A 19,179-nucleotide genomic window follows, 5' to 3' on the forward strand; every position below is an offset into this window, starting at 1 on the left:
AGAGCCGGTACAGTTCGGCGCTCATCGAGCGCGTCGCCACGACGATCTTTCTCGCCCGGGGAGCGGCCGGTACGGGTTCCGGGTGGGGCCTGTCGGGCGGGACAGGTGCCCGCCGTTGCGCACCACCTGTCCCGCGGCCGTCGCGCGGTCGAAGTACGCCGGTTCTCCGCGGCGTCCCGGCCTCCGGGGACGGCGGGTGCCACTGGTGGAGCAGCACGGCCTCGCGCCACGGCAGGTCGGCGACCGGCAGGGCCAACTCGGCCCGGGCCCGCAGGTCGTGGTCCTCGAACCCCCAGGTCCGGTACGCGCGGTCGAACCCCCGGCGTCCCGGAACCACGCCACCGGGCACGCGAACAGGCCCTGGCCGGCGCTCGCGTGGTTCTTGCCCAGGCGCTCGAGCAGGGGCCCGAGCTGGGCCGCGTCGGTGAGGGCCGCGGGCACGTCCGCGTCGCGGGGCAGGGTCAGGTACCGGAACTGGCAGAACGCGCCGGCCCGCGCCGGGCCGCGACCCCCAGCACCTCGGGGCCGAGGAGCACGTCGGTGTCGCTCTTGAACAGGACCTCGACCCGCGGGTCCAGCGCGGCGACCGCGCGGTTGTACGCGTCCGCCAGGTGCCACCGGGGCTCCGGGGGCTCGCACCGGACCAGGCGCCACCCGTACCGCGCGCACAGCTTCTCGTACTCGCGCGCGTGGGCCGGTTCGCTCCCGTAATCCACGAGCACCCGGTCCGCGGCCGGGGCCGTTTGCCACTGGTACGTCTGGAGCGTGCGCTCGAGCACCCCGGCCGGGCGGTCCCGGACCGCGAGCACACACCCCACCAGCGGCTGCGGGGCGGGTGCCACTGGTCCCGGTGGTTCAACAACGTGCGGAACCGGGTCGCTGACCGGGACGGGTTCCCCGAACAGTGGCCGGTAGTGGCGCGCGACGATCGCGGGCCACGCGAAGTGCTCCTCGAACCGGGCGCGCCCCGCGGCCCCCAGGCGCGCGCGCAGCGGGGCGTCGCCCAGGAGCCGGGCCAGGGTGCCGGCCAGTTCCACCGGGTCCCCGGGCGCGCACAGGGCCCCGGTGGCCCCGTCGGTCACGGTGAACGGGAGCCCCCCGATCCGGCTCGCGACCACCGGTTTGCCCGCGGCCATCGCCTCGACCGCGGTGCGCCCCAGGGCCTCCTGGGCCACCGTGGGCACCACCACGACATCGGCCCCGGCCAAGTGCCCCGGCAGATCCCCCTGGGACTGCCACCCGATGTACCGGGCCCAGGGCTCGACCGGCCCGTCCGGCGCCGCGTCCGTGACCACGACCTCGAAGTCGCGGCGCGCCTCCCAGAGCCGCGTGGCGGCCGCGCGGAGCACGTGGAACCCCTTCATCCACTCGCGCGTGAGCCCGGCGAACAGGACCCGCAAGCGCCCCGGGGTCGCGCCCGCCCGCCGCTCGTTCGGGAACGGCCACGGGAACCGGTCCGGGTCCATGCCCGCGGTCACCACGCGCACGTCCCTTGCGTGGGGCTCCACCATCGCCGCGGTGAGCGGGTTCACGGCCAGGACCGCGGCGGCCCCCTCGAACGCCGCGAACAACTCGGCCCGGTACCCGGGGGTGCCGACCCCGGCCAGCGCGCGCTCGGCCCGGTGCAGGTCCCCGGACGTGTGCCCGAGCTCGCGCACGCACCGGGCGCACGCGTCGGGCGTGGCCAGTTGGTGCCGGGTGCACTGGCGCGGCTCCCCGCCCGGGCCCGGGAGCAGGCGCACGTTGTTGAGCGGGCACAGGCACTCGAGGGCCTGGAGCCGGAGCACGTAGGGCCGCCCCCCTGCGGCCCGGGCCAGGACCGGCTTCAGGTTCCACGAGTCGGTGAGGACGACCCAGTCCGGGTCGAACGCGTCCACCGCGGCCCGGAACCGCGTGACGAGCCCCTCGGTGGTCCACTCGGCGCCGGTGAACTCGAGTGGTTCGGCCGGGAACGGGGTCGGCGCGGTGACCTTGCCCAGGCCCCACGGCTCGAACCGGGCGTACAGGTGGCGCACCTCGTACCCGGCGGCGGCTAGGAACTTGGTGAGCTCGGCCGAGTGAACGGTCCCGCCCCCGGTACTCGGCCAGTTGAACAGCACGCTGAGCACCGCGACCCGCACCGCGCGCGGCCCCGACCGCGGTCCCAGAACGGCCGGACCAGTTTCGTGATTCGGGGTCGGGGTCCCGGGTTCGGTCTCCCGCGCGGGTGCGGGAGCCCCGAGGGCGGCCAGGTTGGCCGCGGCCGGGGCGCAGCCCGGGTCCAACTCCAGGGCGGCCCGGAACCCGGCTTCCGCGCTCGCGCGGTTCCCGTCCAGGGCCGCGAGAGCGGCCAGGTCGTTGCGCACGACCGCGCGGAGCCGGGCCGGCGTGTCGGCGGCGTCCAGGGCCTCGAGGGCCGGGCGCGCGTCCGCGTACTCGCCGCGCGCGAGCCGGTCCTGAATCGCCCGGTACCGCTGCTCGAGCCCCGCGGGCGCGACCGGAAGTGGTGCCCGCGCGGGCCGGCTCCGCAGCACCCCCACAAGGAGTTTCCGGACCCGGTCCGCGACGCGCGCGGGCGCGAGCTCCCGGGTCAAACGCTCTCCCAAGCGCCGGGTGCCCTGGGCGTACCGCTCCGAGAGCCAGGTTCCCGGGTCGAGCGGCGAGGGCACCTCGAGACCCAGCGCGGCCAGGTGCTCGGCTGAGCTGGTGCCCGGGTTCATGGCCAGCGGGAGCCCCGAGGCCACGAAGTCCAGGGCCTTGGCCGGGGGCTTGTGCCGGGCCCGGAACTCGTCCCCCTTGACGTCCAGCGCGGCCCGGGCGGTGACGACGAACTGGCGGTGGCGCTCGGGGGTCCACTCGTGCACCCGGACGTCCCGGTCCGCGCGGAACCCGAGCTCGGCGGCGCTCGGGACCGGACCCGGGGACTCGGGGTTGGTGAGCACGTCGAGCGGCGCCGGGAGCGGGTGCGCGTTGACCCACTCGACCAGGGGCCCGAGGTTCGAGCGCACCCCGACCCACAGGATCGGACCGCCGGGGCGCGGAACCCGGCGCGTCGGGGCCGCGAACTTGAGCGGGTGGTCGACGTACGCGGTCGGGCCGAGCGGCGCGAAGTACGGCTCCAGGCGCCGGCAGTGGACCAGGATCCGGGCACACGCGCGGAGCCAGTCGGCGTCGGCCTCGATCTCGGCCGCGGCCCGTAGTGGTCGATCGGGCAGTACACGAGGGCCGCGCGCCGGGCCGCCGCGCGCGCCCAGTCCGGGGGCGGGGCGTGCTTGACGACGAGCACTACGTCCCCCTCGGGTTCGTCCCAGGCCCCGAACGTGGTCGTGCGGTACACCCCGTCGAGGTGCTCGACGAGGAACGTGCCGACCCAGTCCCAGGACCCCCACCCGGGCATGACCGGACCGATCGCGACCGTGCTGCGGGAAGCGAACGCCATGACGCGAGCGCACTCGTTGGAACGGGACGTGAAATCCCACGCATTCTGATCGCGGCGACCGATGAACGCAAGAGCCGAGGAGAAAATTTGTCGGAAATTGTATCGGCCCGCGACGTGCGGATCGCGGTGTGTTCAATGAACACGAGGAATCGGGGACGACCGGACCCGTTCGGATCTGCCGATTCGCGGTTCCGATCATTTGCGCTGTGAACTCCTGCGGACAGTTCACAGCGGCTTTAAACGAGAAGCGTTTCGGGCGGGGTGCGATCACTCTCGGACCGGGTTCATGAGATCGCATCTCACGGGCGAGTCACACGTTGGCCCGCGCGCTTCCCTCACCGCGTCAGGACCGGTTCGAACCGCACGGTCACGTCCGGAACCGGGTAGGCCTGGTCACCCGCCGGGGGCTCGCCGGGCGGAGTGAATTCGAGTACCACGGCGTCGGCCCGCCGGTACTCGTCCGGGGCCGCAGCCATCGCGCGCTGGAGCGGGGCTTCGATCCACTCGGCCACCAGTTTGCGCACGATCCGCCCGCCCTCCTTGCCGTTGGCCCGTTCGTCCAGCCGGCGGGCAGCAGACCCCACGTACTCCACCAGCGCGTCGGGCAGTTCCAGCCGGCGGTTGCGCCCTTCGGCCCACCCGCGACGCAACTCGGCCGCCTGCTTGCGCGCGATCCCGGTCATCGCCGGCCCGTCGAGCGGGCGGAACACGATCACGCGCTTGATTCGGGCCAGGAACTCGGGGGTGAACACGGGCCGGTCCGACTTCCCGTGCCGGATCTGCCCCAGCGCCTCTTTCATCCGGGTCGTGATCTCCTCGAGCGACTTCCCCTCCTTGTGCATGTCCGCGATCATGCGCTGGCCCACGTTGGTGGTGAGCACGAAGATCGACTTCTGGGCGTGCGCCTTCGTGCCCCGCTGGTCCGTGACCCAGCCCTCGTCGAACAGGTTCAGGAACGGCTGGAGCACGTCCGGGTGCGCCTTGTCGGCCTCATCCAGCAAGAACACCCCGTACGGGTCCGCGTTGAGTTCGGTGACCAGCCGGCCCCCGCGGTCGCTCCCCACGTACCCGGGCGGGACCCCGATGATGGTGGCCACGCTGTGGGCCTCGACGCAGTTCCCCAGGGTGTACGTCTTGAGGCGCTTGGACGTCGAGTAGAACCGGGCCAGGGCCTTGGCCAGCTCGGTCTTCCCGGTTCCGGTCTGACCGAGAAACAGCATGACCGAGGCCGGTTTCGTGGCGTCGGTCATCCCGGCCTTGATGAGCCCGAGCTCGGTCGCCACCTCGCGCACCGCGTGGGCCTGACCGAACACCACCTCGCCGAGCGCCGCGGCGTAGTCGGTGCGGTCCGCGACCCCGCGCAGAGTGTCGGCCGGGATCCCGGTTCGCGCGGCCACGACCTCGACCACGTCCTCCCCCGAAACGGCAGGGTGCGGGCGCCCGAGATGGCGTCGCTCGTAATCCGCGCCCTCGCACGCGGCCGTGAGCACCTTGAGGGCCTTGGCGGGGAGCTGGTCGTTAAGCACGTAATTGGCCGTGAGGGCGACCGCTTGGCGGACGGCCTCGGACTCGACGGGCACCTGGTACCGCTCGGACAGCCCTCGCGCGAAGTGAGTCAGGAGGCGCAGCGCGGTCCCGGGTTCGGGTTCTGGGGCGGCGACCGCGGTAAACAATTCGGCGAACTCGGGATCGTCCGGAACCAGGTCGTCGAACTCGCGGGGCGTGAGGGGCGCAAGCAGGTGATATCGGGCCCGGGCCAGGGACGCGAGCAGGGCCGGGCGGTTGGACTCGCGCTGAGCCGGGAGCACGAGCCCGTGGAGCCCGTCCAGGCACACGACCAAGTCCGGGTGCGGGGCCGCGTGCCCGAGGATCGCGGTGAGCCGGGCCCGGGCCTCGTCGGGCGGAGTGTGCCGGGCGTCCACGACCAGCACGCGCTTGGACTGCAGGAACCCGCGGTCCCATGCGGCCCGGCGCGCGAACTCGGCGATGAGCGAGGACTTGCCCACCCCGCGCTCACCGACCAGCGCAGCGTGTGGGCTCGCGCGCCGGTGGAGCGCACGGGCCAACTGGTCGAACAGGGCGTCGAACATCGGATCCCCCGCAAAGGGAGAATCGAGGTCCGGTGACGCGCGCCGCGCGAGCCACGTTAGATCCTCGGACGGCCCGACCTCAGGGGGGAACAGAACCGGTAGGTCGGCTTGAGGCTTATCAGGCATAATGCACTTTGGCTCAATTATTATATAAATTATATATTATTACTTATAATACAATCAAAACATAATTTACATTAGTGAACTTCTAGATAACAACCTCGCCACCACACGCGATACAATCCGTGACTCTACGGCAATGGACGGTAATACATTAAAATTCCCCTCCCCGATACTCTGTTGAAACCATCCGAATTGTCGGGATTCTGCGAGGGGTCGATTCGACGAATCTCCGAGAGCTCCGGCACCTCAAATCTGATAGTTTCAACAGAGCATCTCCCCGGCTCTCTTCAACGCAACACTTTTGGACGTTGCGAGCACCCACGGGCGGCACAAAAAGAGATTAATTATTCACTATACTAATTGATGTTGTCAATTTGAATCTATTTATATGAAATAAAATATGACATAACTTAATATTGCATTTTCACTTGACGCTTATAGCTAGAACAAGAAGCGGTCAAAGCTCTGGCTTTACCAAATTATTTAACTAAACCAATAGATCTACATCATCTGCGTTCGCAGGCATGGTAAACTCACATCTAATGCGGTGGGCAGTTGCAAAAAAATCAATAAAATTATAAAATAAACAATTCCTGATTCACTTCAAAATAATCGAGTGGTCAATGCTCTGCCAAGTTGGGCCGGGTTGAGGATTTGCACGGTCAGAATAATCGCCAAAGACACCAGATGACAATAGAATAGCCATAGCCGCCGATTGAGCAGATGCGAGTTGATCAGGATCAGGATGAGCTAGATTAACATCGAGATCCAGGATTACTCCCCACGGCCGATCATAGATAGTCCCTTTAACGGCCTCCAGTCGCTCTCGCCCAATTCGTTCAATAAGACGAGACCCCAAAAATGTCCGGGCTCCAAACCAAGGCGGTCCGTAAGTGGCAAAATTGGTAACTGTAATCGACCAGGATCTATTTCTATGAATTGTATCATTCGTGCTCGAGCGAAGAAGGTAGTTACACACCCCATATTCGGGACCGATCGCATCGGCTAGGCTAACGGACCAGTCAAAGAAATTCGCATGATCCTGTGCCGTGACATTGGCGTCCATATTGATCCATACGCCTCCGGGGCCATATCCTCCATTCCAAGTGGGATGTGATTTCCGTTCAATCGGCCCGATGGGTTCAGCATGGGAGTTCCAATAGTCGAGATAATCCTTAACTGAGAAAGGTAGCTCCGGCGGATCATCCTCTCCCCAGTGGGTTGCCGACATTCCCGGATGATCAAACAGCGGGGCCAATGCGAACCCGCGCCGCTTCCAATCAGAACTAAGCGTAAATAGTCGCAAATAAGGCTGTCCGACATTGTAGTCAGGCATCTGCTTTTGTCCTCAGTTGACCTCAATCGTCTCCGGAGTCAGATTCCGGTTTGGCTGAAACAGTTCCTCGGTACACTCCTGGTTTTTGCAAAACTGATGCGTTCACGATACCAGTGCCTGTTATGGATTGCACTTGATCAACAGTCTTGGCCACCCATTGGCCATCATCGAATAAGTACCATTCGCCTCCTGCCAAAGTGTCACATTTGGTACCAAGGGCGGCAGGGTCATCGCTCGGAGGGCTCCAGAGAAGAACATATACGGGTGGGGCTCCGGATCGCAAAACAGAACTGCCGCCGCCAAGCACATACTTGGATATTTTCGGATCCTTCCCTATGGCAATAATGACGATCGATAGGACGGGATTATATGTTTTCGCCAAGGCGTTGTATACCTGTACTTGCTTAGTCCACCCAATTTTCAGCTCATTACCCCGCCCGCTCTTGACATCTATAATGGCACGATCAGTCCAGCCATCAGGGCGAGCGACACGCATGTCGCCATTTCCAATGTCCGCTCGATACTGATACCAATTTCCAGATGCGTCATTGTTACCAACGCCTATTTTCTTTAGGGCACATTGCTTATATCCCTCTCCCAGTTGGGCGCTAGCTTGATTTTTTTCTGCTTTAGCACGGTGCTCACTATAGCTGAGTGCATCCGACCCGCAATTTTTTTCAAAAGGATTACCGAGTTTTCCTCGGCGATTGCGTTGAGTGGCACCTAGCAAATACCGCTGATAACGGAACCAATATGCCTCATTGTCAGACTTCGCCTTCTCGTCAATGCACACCCTAAAGGCATTTGCCTGCTTTGTAGTTATTCCACAGGGATCCTTAAGCAGTGTTGCGGTTCTCAACTCGTTGTCTGGGAGTTCCTTAATATCATCTCCACAAGTAGGCAGACACGCTTTTCGCAACGTGGCAAGGATATTAGCCAGCACCTTCCCCTTTTCCTTTGCTGAAGGCCTTTTCTTTTTCGGCGCTTTGGTTTCTTTTGCGATTTTCTCTAGCGACTCAGATTCCTTCCCGAGTTCAGCAACGAGAGTATTGGCTTGTGCCAATTCAGCTTTTTTTGGACAACCAGAATCTTTGAAATAATCAAGAGCATCCTTGACGCTTATATCTGGACTAGCTCGCATCATAATTTTAGGCATGTTATTGCCTATTTTTGCGATCCATACAGAAACTTTATTGCCATCAGCGCCAACCGGCGGAAGCACCAAAGTGCCCTCGGGCTTGTTACCTCCTAGCGTCTTGGTAACAATCTGGTCGACGTGAGTTGTGGCCTTGTTTTTGATACCAGTGATCAGTTTTGTAATCGCATCCTGAATTTTCGCCCTGCCTTTAGGAATGGCACCAATAACACCACGTCGCAAGTCAGAAACTCCTGTGACACTTGCCACAAAGTCTATAGCAGCAACAGCAAGTACTGAAAGACCAGACTCAACTGCCTTCGCCAAAGGCTCTGTGTTGCCGCCACACGCCAAAGGCTCGATTGCTTGCGCAGCGGCGTCCACTTGTTTTACCGCGCGGTCGGCATTATTAAGTAGAAATTCAAGCACTTTTACCACTGTCTGAACTGCTTTTACAGCTGCTCCAACGCCTCCTGGAATCAGTAACGGGGCAAGTTGCTTAGTAACGATTTCTGGGAGCCGATTAACCAACACGGCTACTCCCTGATCAATCGCTGTATTTCGGACCGTCTCGATCGACAATCGATCGCCAGCATCTGCTGGAAGCTCGATCAGTGATTGAAGTTTGGCGGCAGCAGATTTCGCTCCCGTACCTTCGTCTGAGCCGGCAAGAATATCTTCAAAAAAATCATATAGAGACATAACCAGTGCGATGTTATCTCGACCGATAGCATCAGCGGCAAGGTTGAATAAATTATCCTCAGTAAGCCCTAGCAATCTGAGCAACAGGCCTAGTATCTCTTCGGGTTTACCAAAATCCACCTGAAGAGTATCGCCCAAGGTGGATTTTATATCATCTATATTGATATCTTTGAAAAGCCATTCGAAAAGAATACTCTTTGCACGAGACTCGAGTTTATCGGCCTTGAAAAACTTCTCAAAGCCGGTTTGTAAGCCATTGCCCGCGTTAGTTATAAATTCTATCGGGCCGCAGCCGATGCAGCGAATGATTTTCTCTACATTTAAATCTTTAACTCTATTGAGTAATCCAGTCGTCACATCTACCAGTCGGTCAGCTTTATCTTTATCCATTCCCGGCAACTGTCGCAGTGCAAACTTGGCAACATCTTCAAACGAAGGTAGTGTTGGGAGTTCGATGTTTGGTAATGAAGGCAGCTCGATACCCTGCCTATTCAGCCAAGCCTCAAAATCATTTCCGCTCGGGTCTGCCTTATTCACTGGATCGTTGACACAATACAGGTAGAAATTAAAGCTTCCACCTTGCTCCTCAATGGGATCCTTGCTGAGGAACCGAGCTGTAGCCGGATCGTAGTAGCGCCCGTCGCTTCCGGACCCGCCCCCGGCCCCGAGTAAGTACAGGCCGGTCTCGGTGTCCCGGAAATAGTTCTCGCGCCCGACCCAAGCTAGGGGCGAGCCCGTTCCGGCGCTTGTTCCCCCGCCCAACTCCGCCGGGAGCGGGGCCGGCAGGGCCAAGCCCGGGTCGTTCCCGGCTCCGCTCTCCTCGGTGAGCCCGAACGCCCGGTACGCGAGCCGCGCGGTTACGCTCCCGGTGTCGTCCAAAAGCACCTCGGTCGAGCCCAGTGCGTCGAACCCGAAGTACGACGTCCCGCCGCTCCCATACGCGCTCACCAGGTCTCCGTACTCGCCCTCCGTCGACAGGTACTGGTTCTCCGTGGTCCCGGCCCCGTCCGCTTCCTGGAGCAGCTTCTTGAAGTCCCACACGTACCGGGTCGTGTCCGCGCCCGACACCTTGGTGGCGCGGCGCCCAGTCCCGTCGTAAGTAAACGTCACCGGACCGGCCACGGGTTCGGCGACACTCAAGTGCCCGCGCGCGTCCCAGGTGTAGTAAGTGGTGGCCCCCAGGGCTTCGGCCCGCGCCCGGTTCCCCGCGTCGTCGTAGGTGTACGTGGTGCGGTTCCCGCTGCTGAGCTCGCGCGTGAGCTCGTTCGCCGGGTCATACGTGTACGTGGTCCGGACTCCCGAATCGACCTGGAGTACTCGGTTCCCGGCCGGGTCGTACGTGTGCGTCACGTCTACGCCTGCGGGGGACCGGCGCTCGCGCACGAGCTGCCCCGTGGCATCGTAGGTGTACGTGGTCCGGTTCCCGTCAGACGCGGCCAGGTTCGCACGCCGACCCAGGAGATCGAGCGTGTACGTGAGGCGCCGGACGAGTCCTGCGGGGCCGCCCGTGTGGACCCCGGTGACGCGGCCCGTGGTGTCGTAGCTCTGGGTCACGCGGGTTCCGTTCCCCAGGGCCTTGACGACCTCGCGCCCGGCCGCGTCGTAGGCGAACGTGGTGCGACCGTTCTGTGCGCTCGTGAGCCAGGTGAGCTGGCCCGCCGAGTCGTGAGTGTACGTGGTTCGCCCCCCATCCGGGTCGCGCAAGGTGCGGCGGCGCCCGGTCCCGTCGAACGTGTACGTGACGCGCTTGTTCAGAGGTTGAGCCACAACCACAGTTTGCCCGGCCGAATCGTACACGGTAGTGGTGCGCCCGGTCGAATCGGCGACCAGCACCCGGCGTCCGGCCGTATCGTATGCGAGCGTGACCCGGCGCCCGTCCGAGTCCGACTCTCGGGCCCGCTGCCCGGCCGCGTCGTAGAAGTACGCGACCTGGGCAAGTCGAGCGTCCAGTTGTGAGGTCCGGCGCCCGGCCGCGTCGTAGGAGAACGTGGTCCGGCGCAACAGCGGGTCTACGCGCCCGATGTCTTGACCGGCCGAGTCGAACAGGAACGTGGTGGAATACTGGTTCGCATCCGTGAGGCGCGTTCGGCGGCCAGCTGCGTCGTATGCGTGAGTCGTCCGGTATCCGAGACCGTTGACCGAGGCGATCGACTGGCCCGCCACGTCATACACCGTGGTCGTGCGCTGGGCCAAGCCGTTGATGGACGCCAGTGACCGGCCCGCCCGGTCGTACGCGGTGCTCGTGCGCCGCAACAGCGGGTCGATGCTCGCAATGGACTGGCCCGCCACGTCATACACCGTGGTCGTGCGGAACCCGAGCCCGTTGATGGAAGCCAGCGACCGTCCCGCCCGATCGTACGCCGTGGACGTGCGCCGGAGCAACGGGTCGATACTTGCGATCGACTGCCCGGCCACGTCGTACACGGTCGTGGTGCGCTGGGCGAGCCCGTTGATCGAAGCGAGCGACCGGCCCGCCCGGTCGTACGCGGTGCTCGTGCGCCGCAGCAACGGGTCGATGCTCGCCACCGACTGCCCGGCCACGTCATAGACCGTGGTCGTGCGCTGGGCGAGCCCGTTGATACTGGCCAGCGACCGGCCCGCCCGGTCGTACGCGGTGCTCGTGCGCCGGAGCAGCGGGTCCACCGAGGCCACGGACTGCCCGGCCACGTCATAGACCGTGGTCGTGCGCTGGGCGAGCCCGTTGATACTGGCCAGCGACCGGCCCGCCCGGTCGTACGCGGTGCTCGTGCGCCGGAGCAGCGGGTCCACCGAGGCCACGGACTGCCCGGCCACGTCATAGACCGTGGTCGTGCGCTGGGCGAGCCCGTTGATACTGGCCAGCGACCGGCCCGCCCGGTCGTACGCGGTGCTCGTGCGCCGGAGCAGCGGGTCCACCGAGGCCACGGACTGCCCGGCCACGTCATAGACCGTGGTCGTGCGCTGGGCGAAGCCATCGATCGAAGCCAGTGAGCGGCCCGCGCGGTCGTACGCGGTGCTCGTGCGCCGCAGCAGCGGGTCCACCGAGGCCACGGACTGCCCGGCCACGTCATAGACCGTGGTCGTGCGCTGGGCGAAGCCATCGATCGAAGCCAGTGAGCGCCCGGCCCGGTCGTATGCCGTGCTCGTGCGCCGCAACAGCGGGTCGATACTCGCCACGGACTGACCGGCCACGTCATACACCGTGGTCGTGCGCTGGCTCAGGCCGTTGATCGAGGCCCACGTGCGCCCGGCGCGGTCATACGCGGTGCTGGTGCGGCGGAGCAGTGGGTCGACGCTCGCGATCGACTGCCCGGCCACGTCGTAGACCGTGGTCGTGCGGAACCCGAGCCCGTTGATCGAGGCCCAGGTGCGCCCGGCGCGGTCATACGCGGTGCTGGTGCGCCGCAACAACGGGTCCACTGAGGCGATCGACTGGCCCGCCACGTCGTACACCGTGGTCGTGCGCTGGGCGAACCCATCGATCGAGGCGAGCGAGCGGCCCGCGCGATCGTACGCGGTGCTCGTGCGCCGCAGCAACGGGTCGATGCTCGCCACCGACTGCCCGGCCACGTCATAGACCGTGGTCGTGCGCTGGGCCAGGCCGTTGACGGAAGCCAGCGACCGGCCCGCGCGGTCATAGGCGGTGCTCGTGCGCCGCAGCAGCGGGTCCACCGAGGCGATGGGCTGACCGGCCACGTCATAGACCGTGGTCGTGCGCTGGGCGAGCCCGTTGATACTGGCCAGCGACCGGCCCGCCCGGTCGTACGCGGTGCTCGTGCGCCGGAGCAGCGGGTCCACCGAGGCCACGGACTGCCCGGCCACGTCATAGACCGTGGTCGTGCGCTGGGCGAAGCCATCGATCGAAGCCAGTGAGCGGCCCGCGCGGTCGTATGCCGTGCTCGTGCGCCGCAGCAGCGGGTCTACCGAGGCAATGGACTGACCGGCCACGTCATAGACCGTGGTCGTGCGCTGGGCGAGCCCGTTGATACTGGCCAGCGACCGTCCCGCCCGATCGTACGCCGTGGACGTGCGCCGGAGCAACGGGTCGATACTTGCGATCGACTGCCCGGCCACGTCGTACACGGTCGTGGTGCGCTGGGCGAGCCCGTTGATCGAAGCGAGCGACCGGCCCGCCCGGTCGTACGCGGTGCTCGTGCGCCGCAGCAACGGGTCGATGCTCGCCACCGACTGCCCGGCCACGTCATAGACCGTGGTCGTGCGCTGGGCGAGCCCGTTGATACTGGCCAGCGACCGGCCCGCCCGGTCGTACGCGGTGCTCGTGCGCCGGAGCAGCGGGTCCACCGAGGCCACGGACTGCCCGGCCACGTCATAGACCGTGGTCGTGCGCTGGGCGAGCCCGTTGATACTGGCCAGCGACCGGCCCGCCCGGTCGTACGCGGTGCTCGTGCGCCGGAGCAGCGGGTCCACCGAGGCCACGGACTGACCCGCCGCGTCGTACACCGTGGTCGTGCGCTGGCTCAGGCCGTTGATCGAGGCCAGTGAGCGACCGGCCCGGTCGTACGCGGTGCTCGTGCGCCGCAGCAGCGGGTCCACCGAGGCAATGGACTGGCCCGCCACGTCGTACACCGTGGTCGTGCGCTGGGCGAACCCATCGATCGAGGCGAGCGAGCGGCCCGCGCGATCGTACGCGGTGCTCGTGCGCCGCAACAGCGGATCGATGCTTGCCACCGACTGCCCGGCCACGTCGTACACCGTCGTCGTGCGCTGGGCGAAGCCGTTGATCGAAGCCAGTGACCGGCCCGCGCGATCGTACGCGGTGCTCGTGCGCCGCAACAGCGGGTCGATGCTCGCCACCGACTGGCCCGCCACGTCGTACACCGTGGTCGTGCGCTGGGCAAAGCCGTTAATGGAAGCCAGCGACCGGCCCGCCCGATCGTACGCCGTGCTCGTGCGCCGCAGCAACGGATCGATGCTTGCCACGGACTGACCCGCCGCGTCGTACACCGTGGTCGTGCGCTGGCTCAGGCCGTTGATCGAGGCCGGTGAGCGACCGGCCCGGTCGTACGCGGTGCTCGTGCGCCGCAACAGCGGGTCGATACTCGCCACGGACTGACCCGCCACGTCGTACACCGTGGTCGTGCGCTGGCTCAGGCCGTTGATCGAGGCCAGTGAGCGACCGGCCCGGTCGTACGCGGTGCTCGTGCGCCGCAGCAGCGGGTCCACCGAGGCAATGGACTGGCCCGCCACGTCGTACACCGTGGTCGTGCGCTGGGCGAACCCATCGATCGAGGCGAGCGAGCGGCCCGCGCGATCGTACGCGGTGCTCGTGCGCCGCAGCAACGGGTCGATGCTCGCCACCGACTGCCCGGCCACGTCATAGACCGTGGTCGTGCGCTGGGCCAGGCCGTTGACGGAAGCCAGCGACCGGCCCGCGCGGTCATAGGCGGTGCTCGTGCGCCGCAGCAGCGGGTCCACCGAGGCAATGGACTGACCGGCCACGTCATAGACCGTGGTCGTGCGCTGGGCGAGCCCGTTGATACTGGCCAGCGACCGTCCCGCCCGATCGTACGCCGTGGACGTGCGCCGGAGCAACGGGTCGATACTTGCGATCGACTGCCCGGCCACGTCGTACACGGTCGTGGTGCGCTGGGCGAGCCCGTTGATCGAAGCGAGCGACCGGCCCGCCCGGTCGTACGCGGTGCTCGTGCGCCGCAGCAACGGGTCGATGCTCGCCACCGACTGCCCGGCCACGTCATAGACCGTGGTCGTGCGCTGGGCGAGCCCGTTGATACTGGCCAGCGACCGGCCCGCCCGGTCGTACGCGGTGCTCGTGCGCCGGAGCAGCGGGTCCACCGAGGCCACGGACTGACCCGCCGCGTCGTACACCGTGGTCGTGCGCTGGCTCAGGCCGTTGATCGAGGCCAGTGAGCGACCGGCCCGGTCGTACGCGGTGCTCGTGCGCCGCAGCAGCGGGTCCACCGAGGCAATGGACTGGCCCGCCACGTCGTACACCGTGGTCGTGCGCTGGGCGAACCCATCGATCGAGGCGAGCGAGCGGCCCGCGCGATCGTACGCGGTGCTCGTGCGCCGCAACAGCGGATCGATGCTTGCCACCGACTGCCCGGCCACGTCGTACACCGTCGTCGTGCGCTGGGCGAAGCCGTTGATCGAAGCCAGTGACCGGCCCGCGCGATCGTACGCGGTGCTCGTGCGCCGCAACAGCGGGTCGATGCTCGCCACCGACTGGCCCGCCACGTCGTACACCGTGGTCGTGCGCTGGGCAAAGCCGTTAATGGAAGCCAGCGACCGGCCCGCCCGATCGTACGCCGTGCTCGTGCGCCGCAGCAACGGATCGATGCTTGCCACGGACTGACCCGCCGCGTCGTACACCGTGGTCGTGCGCTGGCTCAGGCCGTTGATCGAGGCCAGTGAGCGACCGGCCCGGTCGTACGCGGTGCTCGTGCGCCGCAACAGCGGGTCGATACTCGCCACGGACTGGCCCGCTACGTCGTACACCGTGGTCGTGCGCTGGCTCAGGCCGTTGATGGAAGCGAGCGACCGGCCCGCGCGGTCATAGGCGGTGCTCGTGCGCCGCAGCAGCGGGTCCACCGAGGCGATGGGCTGACCGGCCACGTCATAGACCGTGGTCGTGCGCTGGCTCAGGCCGTTGATCGAGGCCAGTGAGCGACCGGCCCGGTCGTACGCGGTGCTCGTGCGCCGCAGCAGCGGGTCGATACTCGCCACGGACTGGCCCGCTACGTCGTACACCGTCGTCGTGCGCTGGCTCAGGCCGTTGATGGAAGCGAGTGACCGGCCCGCGCGGTCATACGCGGTGCTCGTGCGCCGCAGCAACGGGTCCACCGAGGCAATGGACTGGCCCGCCACGTCGTACACCGTGGTCGTGCGCTGGGCGAACCCATCGATCGAGGCGAGCGAGCGGCCCGCGCGATCGTACGCGGTGCTCGTGCGCCGCAGCAGCGGGTCCACCGAGGCAATGGACTGGCCCGCCACGTCGTACACCGTGGTCGTGCGCTGGCTCAGGCCGTTGATGGAAGCGAGTGACCGGCCCGCGCGGTCGTACGCCGTGCTCGTGCGCCGCAGCAACGGATCGATGCTTGCCACGGACTGACCCGCCGCGTCGTACACCGTGGTCGTGCGCTGGCTCAGGCCGTTGATCGAGGCCAGTGAGCGACCGGCCCGGTCGTACGCGGTGCTCGTGCGCCGCAACAGCGGGTCGATACTCGCCACGGACTGGCCCGCTACGTCGTACACCGTCGTCGTGCGCTGGCTCAGGCCGTTGATGGAAGCCAGCGACCGGCCCGCGCGGTCGTACGCGGTGCTCGTGCGCCGCAGCAGCGGGTCCACCGAGGCAATGGACTGACCCGCCACGTCGTACACCGTGGTCGTGCGGAACCCGAGCCCGTTGATACTAGCCCACGTGCGCCCAGTCTGATCGTAAACCGTACTCGACCGACGCCCCAAAGGATCGATCGTCGCGACGGTTTGCCCAGCCGCGTTGTAAACCGTGGTCGCACGCTGGTTCAGCGGATTAACGCTCGCGAGGGTGCGCCCGGCGCCGTCGAAGACCGTGCTCGTGCGCCGTTGCAACGGGTCCACACTCGCCACGGACTGGCCCGCGGCGTTGTAGATCGTACTCGCGCGCTGGCCCAAGGGGTTGACACTCGCCAGGGCGCGCCCGGTCCGGTCGTACACGGTGCTCGTGCGCCGAAGTAGCGGGTCCACGCGCGCCACCGCGCGCCCGGCCCCGTCGTACACGGTCGTGGTGCGCTGGGCCAAACCGTTGATCGAAGCCACGACCCGGTCGTTCGGGTCGTACACGGTGCTCGTGCGCCGCAACAACGGGTCGATGCTCGCCACCGCGCGCCCGGCCCGGTCGTACACGGTACTCGTGCGGCTCCCGAGCGGGTCGATCTGGGCGATCGGGCGGTCGTTCGGGTCGTACACCGTGCTCCAGCGCCGGTTCAGCGGGTCCACCCGCGCGGCCGCGCGCCCGGCCGCGTTGTACACGGTCGTGGTGCGGTTGTTGAGCGGGTCGACCGAGGCCGCCGGGCGCCGGACCGCGTCGTACACGGTCGTGGTGGCCCGGCCCAGTGGGTCCGTGACCCGCTGCACCAAACTGTCCGGGGTGTACGCGTAGAGCGTCTGGGCGCCCGACGGGTCGGTCGTCGCGGTGACCCGGCTCGAGGAGTCGTAGGTGGTCGAGTTGCGGCGCCCGAGCGGGTCCCGGGTCCCGGTCCGGTTCCCGGCCGCGTCGTAGAAGAAACTGGTCTGCTGCCCGAGCGGGTCGATCCGGGCCGTCTGCCGGTTCATCGGGTCGTGCGCGAGCGTGGACACCCGGCTCAGCGGGTCCACCACGCGCAGGGGCTGCCGGGTCCCCGAGTACGCGTACGTCGTTCGGGCTTCCAGCGCGTCCACGATCGCCCCGATCGACCCGTCGTCGTCGTACACGGTGGTCGTGATCGCCTCGAGCGGGTCCGTCACCGCGATCACGCGCCCCAATTCGTCGTAATCGTACTCGACCGTTTCGTCAAGCGCGTCGGTGACCGCGGTGCGCTCGCCCGGCCCGTCCCAGGCGAGCGTGGCCCCGTTGCCCTCCTGGTCCGTGAGCGCCTCAACGAGCCCGGTCGCGTCGTACCCGATCGTGTACGTGCCGTCGCGCGCGTCCACGATGGTCTCGAGGGACGCGGTCCGGTCGGCCCGGTCGAAGTACGTGAACGTGGTCCGGCTCCCGCGCGCGGTGACGAACCCCACGAGCCGGTGCGCGTCCCACAGGTACGAGGTGCGCTCCCCGAGCGGGTTCGTGACCGCGCCCACGTTCCCGAACGCGTTGAACGCGACCGTGGTGATTTTCCCGACCGGGTCCGTGACCCGGGTTTGCGCGTTGAGCCCGTTGCCCCGGTACGGAGCGTACGCGAACGCGGTCTGGGAGCCGCTGGTCCCGGTCACCGCGGACAGCTTCCCGGAGGTGTACCCGTACTGGGTCGTGGAGCCGAGCGGGTCCGTGAACCCGGTCATCCGATGGGCCCCGTCGTACGTCATGCTGTACCGGGTTCCGTCGGGCTGGGTCAGAGCGGTCAGGTCCCCGGACGCGCTCACCACCACCGTGGTCAGGCGCCCGCTCGGCTGGGTGATCCGGTGCAGGTTCCCGGATCCGTCGTAGGTGAGCGTGGTCCGGGTCCCGAACGGGTTGCTGACCGCGGCGAGCCGGTCCCCGGAACCGTACGTCAGGGTCCACCGGTTCCCCCCGGTGGTGGACATGTAGTCCGCGCGCCCGGCCGCGGTGTAATGGACCGCGGACCCGTCGGCCGCGGTCCGGGTCCAGGTGCCCGAGGCCGGGTCGCGCGCCAGGGCGTCGGTCGAGCCCCGGGGGTGCGATACTGCTCGTCCGGGTCCTTGCCGTTGTACCGCAGGACGGTCCCGTCCCCGGTCGCCAGGTCCAGCGCGGTGCTGGTGATCGAGGTGATGGCGGACTTGGGGAACACGGTCCACCCGTACCCGGCCTCGCCCGGGCCGGGGCGCCGCGAGTTGTAGACGAGGGCCACGGGGAGCACCACGGGGCCCTCGTCGGGCGGGCCCAGGGCCAGGGTGATGTGCCCGCCCCCGGGGTTCACGCGCGCGGGCCCGGCGTCGAGCCCGGGGATCGGGGGCGCTACTTCGCGGCGCCACCGGTCGAGCATCTTGGTGGCCTGGTCGAGCACCGGGCTGTTGAAGACCGGGACCGCGCCCGGTGGGGCCGAGGCGTTGAGCTGCCCCCGGCACAGTGGGAGCCAGCGGTACAGGAGCGGGGTCACCGGGGCCCCGCTCCCGCACGTGCCGTCCGTGCACGCGGTCGCGGTCCCGAGGTCGGGAAACGTGGGGAACGTGGCCCCGACGCCCCCGGGCGGGCACCCGGGGCCGAACGGGACCGGGTCCGGGATCACCAACTCGCCCCAACTCGCCCGTACCTGCGCCATGAGTCACTCGCTCCCGAGCCAACGGTGTTCGGACGGATTGTTCGGGCGTGGTGTGGGGCGCCGCCGGTAGCGAACCGCCCATCACGTTCGGGCCCGGCCTCGGGCCCCTCTTGTCGATTTCGGACCAGTCAACAAACCGTTATGAAACTCGGCCCCGATCGAAGGGCCGCGCCCCTACCTCTCCAGGTGCGGTATTTGCTCACGCTGGTGCCGCCGCTCACGGCCACGGTTTTGGAGAACGTACCGGTTGATCCCGTCGCCCGTCGGTTCTCGTTACCTGTAACCGGCAAGCCGCGCGAATGGGGCCGCTTCCATTTTGCCATCAGGGCATTCGTAATGGGCTCGACAGCAACAACGAGTCGCTCCCGATTCGAACCGAGCGATCGGTTGACGTGCGGAGGTCAAGCGACTCGTTCCCGGAACCACCTTCGGACGGACCGAGAGCCGCTCGTCTACGGAAC

The 19,179-nt window shown here is 66.7% G+C and carries 5 protein-coding genes; all 5 read right to left on the bottom strand.

Going from position 1 to position 19,179, the window contains the following annotated elements:
- Window positions 1–461 precede the first annotated feature (461 nt).
- The 5 genes from VT84_RS40005 to VT84_RS06990 all read right to left on the bottom strand — a co-directional run bounded on the left by VT84_RS40005 (window position 462) and on the right by VT84_RS06990 (window position 18,718).
- Window positions 462–3,368 (bottom strand): glycosyltransferase, encoded by a 2,907-nt coding sequence (locus tag VT84_RS40005; protein ID WP_204249722.1) that lies wholly within the window; start codon window positions 3,366–3,368, stop codon window positions 462–464.
- A 385-nt stretch (window positions 3,369–3,753) separates the two neighbouring features.
- Window positions 3,754–5,634, bottom strand: a complete 1,881-nt coding sequence (locus VT84_RS06980) for an AAA family ATPase (protein WP_082839021.1) — start codon at window positions 5,632–5,634, stop codon at window positions 3,754–3,756.
- A 595-nt stretch (window positions 5,635–6,229) separates the two neighbouring features.
- A complete protein-coding gene (locus VT84_RS38225) occupies window positions 6,230–6,967 on the bottom strand; it encodes a hypothetical protein (protein WP_157469284.1) in 738 nt (245 codons plus the stop codon).
- Window positions 6,968–6,989: 22 nt separating this feature from the next.
- Window positions 6,990–18,023: an RHS repeat-associated core domain-containing protein gene (locus VT84_RS06985; RefSeq protein WP_082839022.1), complete on the bottom strand. Its 11,034-nt coding sequence runs from the start codon at window positions 18,021–18,023 to the stop codon at window positions 6,990–6,992.
- Window positions 17,990–18,718: a hypothetical protein gene (locus VT84_RS06990; RefSeq protein WP_082839023.1), complete on the bottom strand. Its 729-nt coding sequence runs from the start codon at window positions 18,716–18,718 to the stop codon at window positions 17,990–17,992. The genes VT84_RS06985 and VT84_RS06990 overlap by 34 nt, the downstream gene beginning before the upstream one ends.
- Window positions 18,719–19,179: the final 461 nt, after the last annotated feature.

Source organism: Gemmata sp. SH-PL17 (genome assembly GCF_001610855.1).
In the GTDB taxonomy this organism is placed as follows: domain Bacteria; phylum Planctomycetota; class Planctomycetia; order Gemmatales; family Gemmataceae; genus Gemmata; species Gemmata massiliana.

Excerpts from the sequence above, each read along its gene's own strand:
- VT84_RS06980 (WP_082839021.1), bottom strand. The coding sequence starts at position 5,634 with ATGCCTGATAAGCCTCAAGCCGACCTACCGGTTCTGTTCCCCCCTGAG.
- VT84_RS38225 (WP_157469284.1), bottom strand. The coding sequence starts at position 6,967 with ATGCCTGACTACAATGTCGGACAGCCTTATTTGCGACTATTTACGCTT.
- VT84_RS06985 (WP_082839022.1), bottom strand. The coding sequence starts at position 18,023 with ATGTCCACCACCGGGGGGAACCGGTGGACCCTGACGTACGGTTCCGGG.
- VT84_RS06990 (WP_082839023.1), bottom strand. The coding sequence starts at position 18,718 with ATGGCGCAGGTACGGGCGAGTTGGGGCGAGTTGGTGATCCCGGACCCG.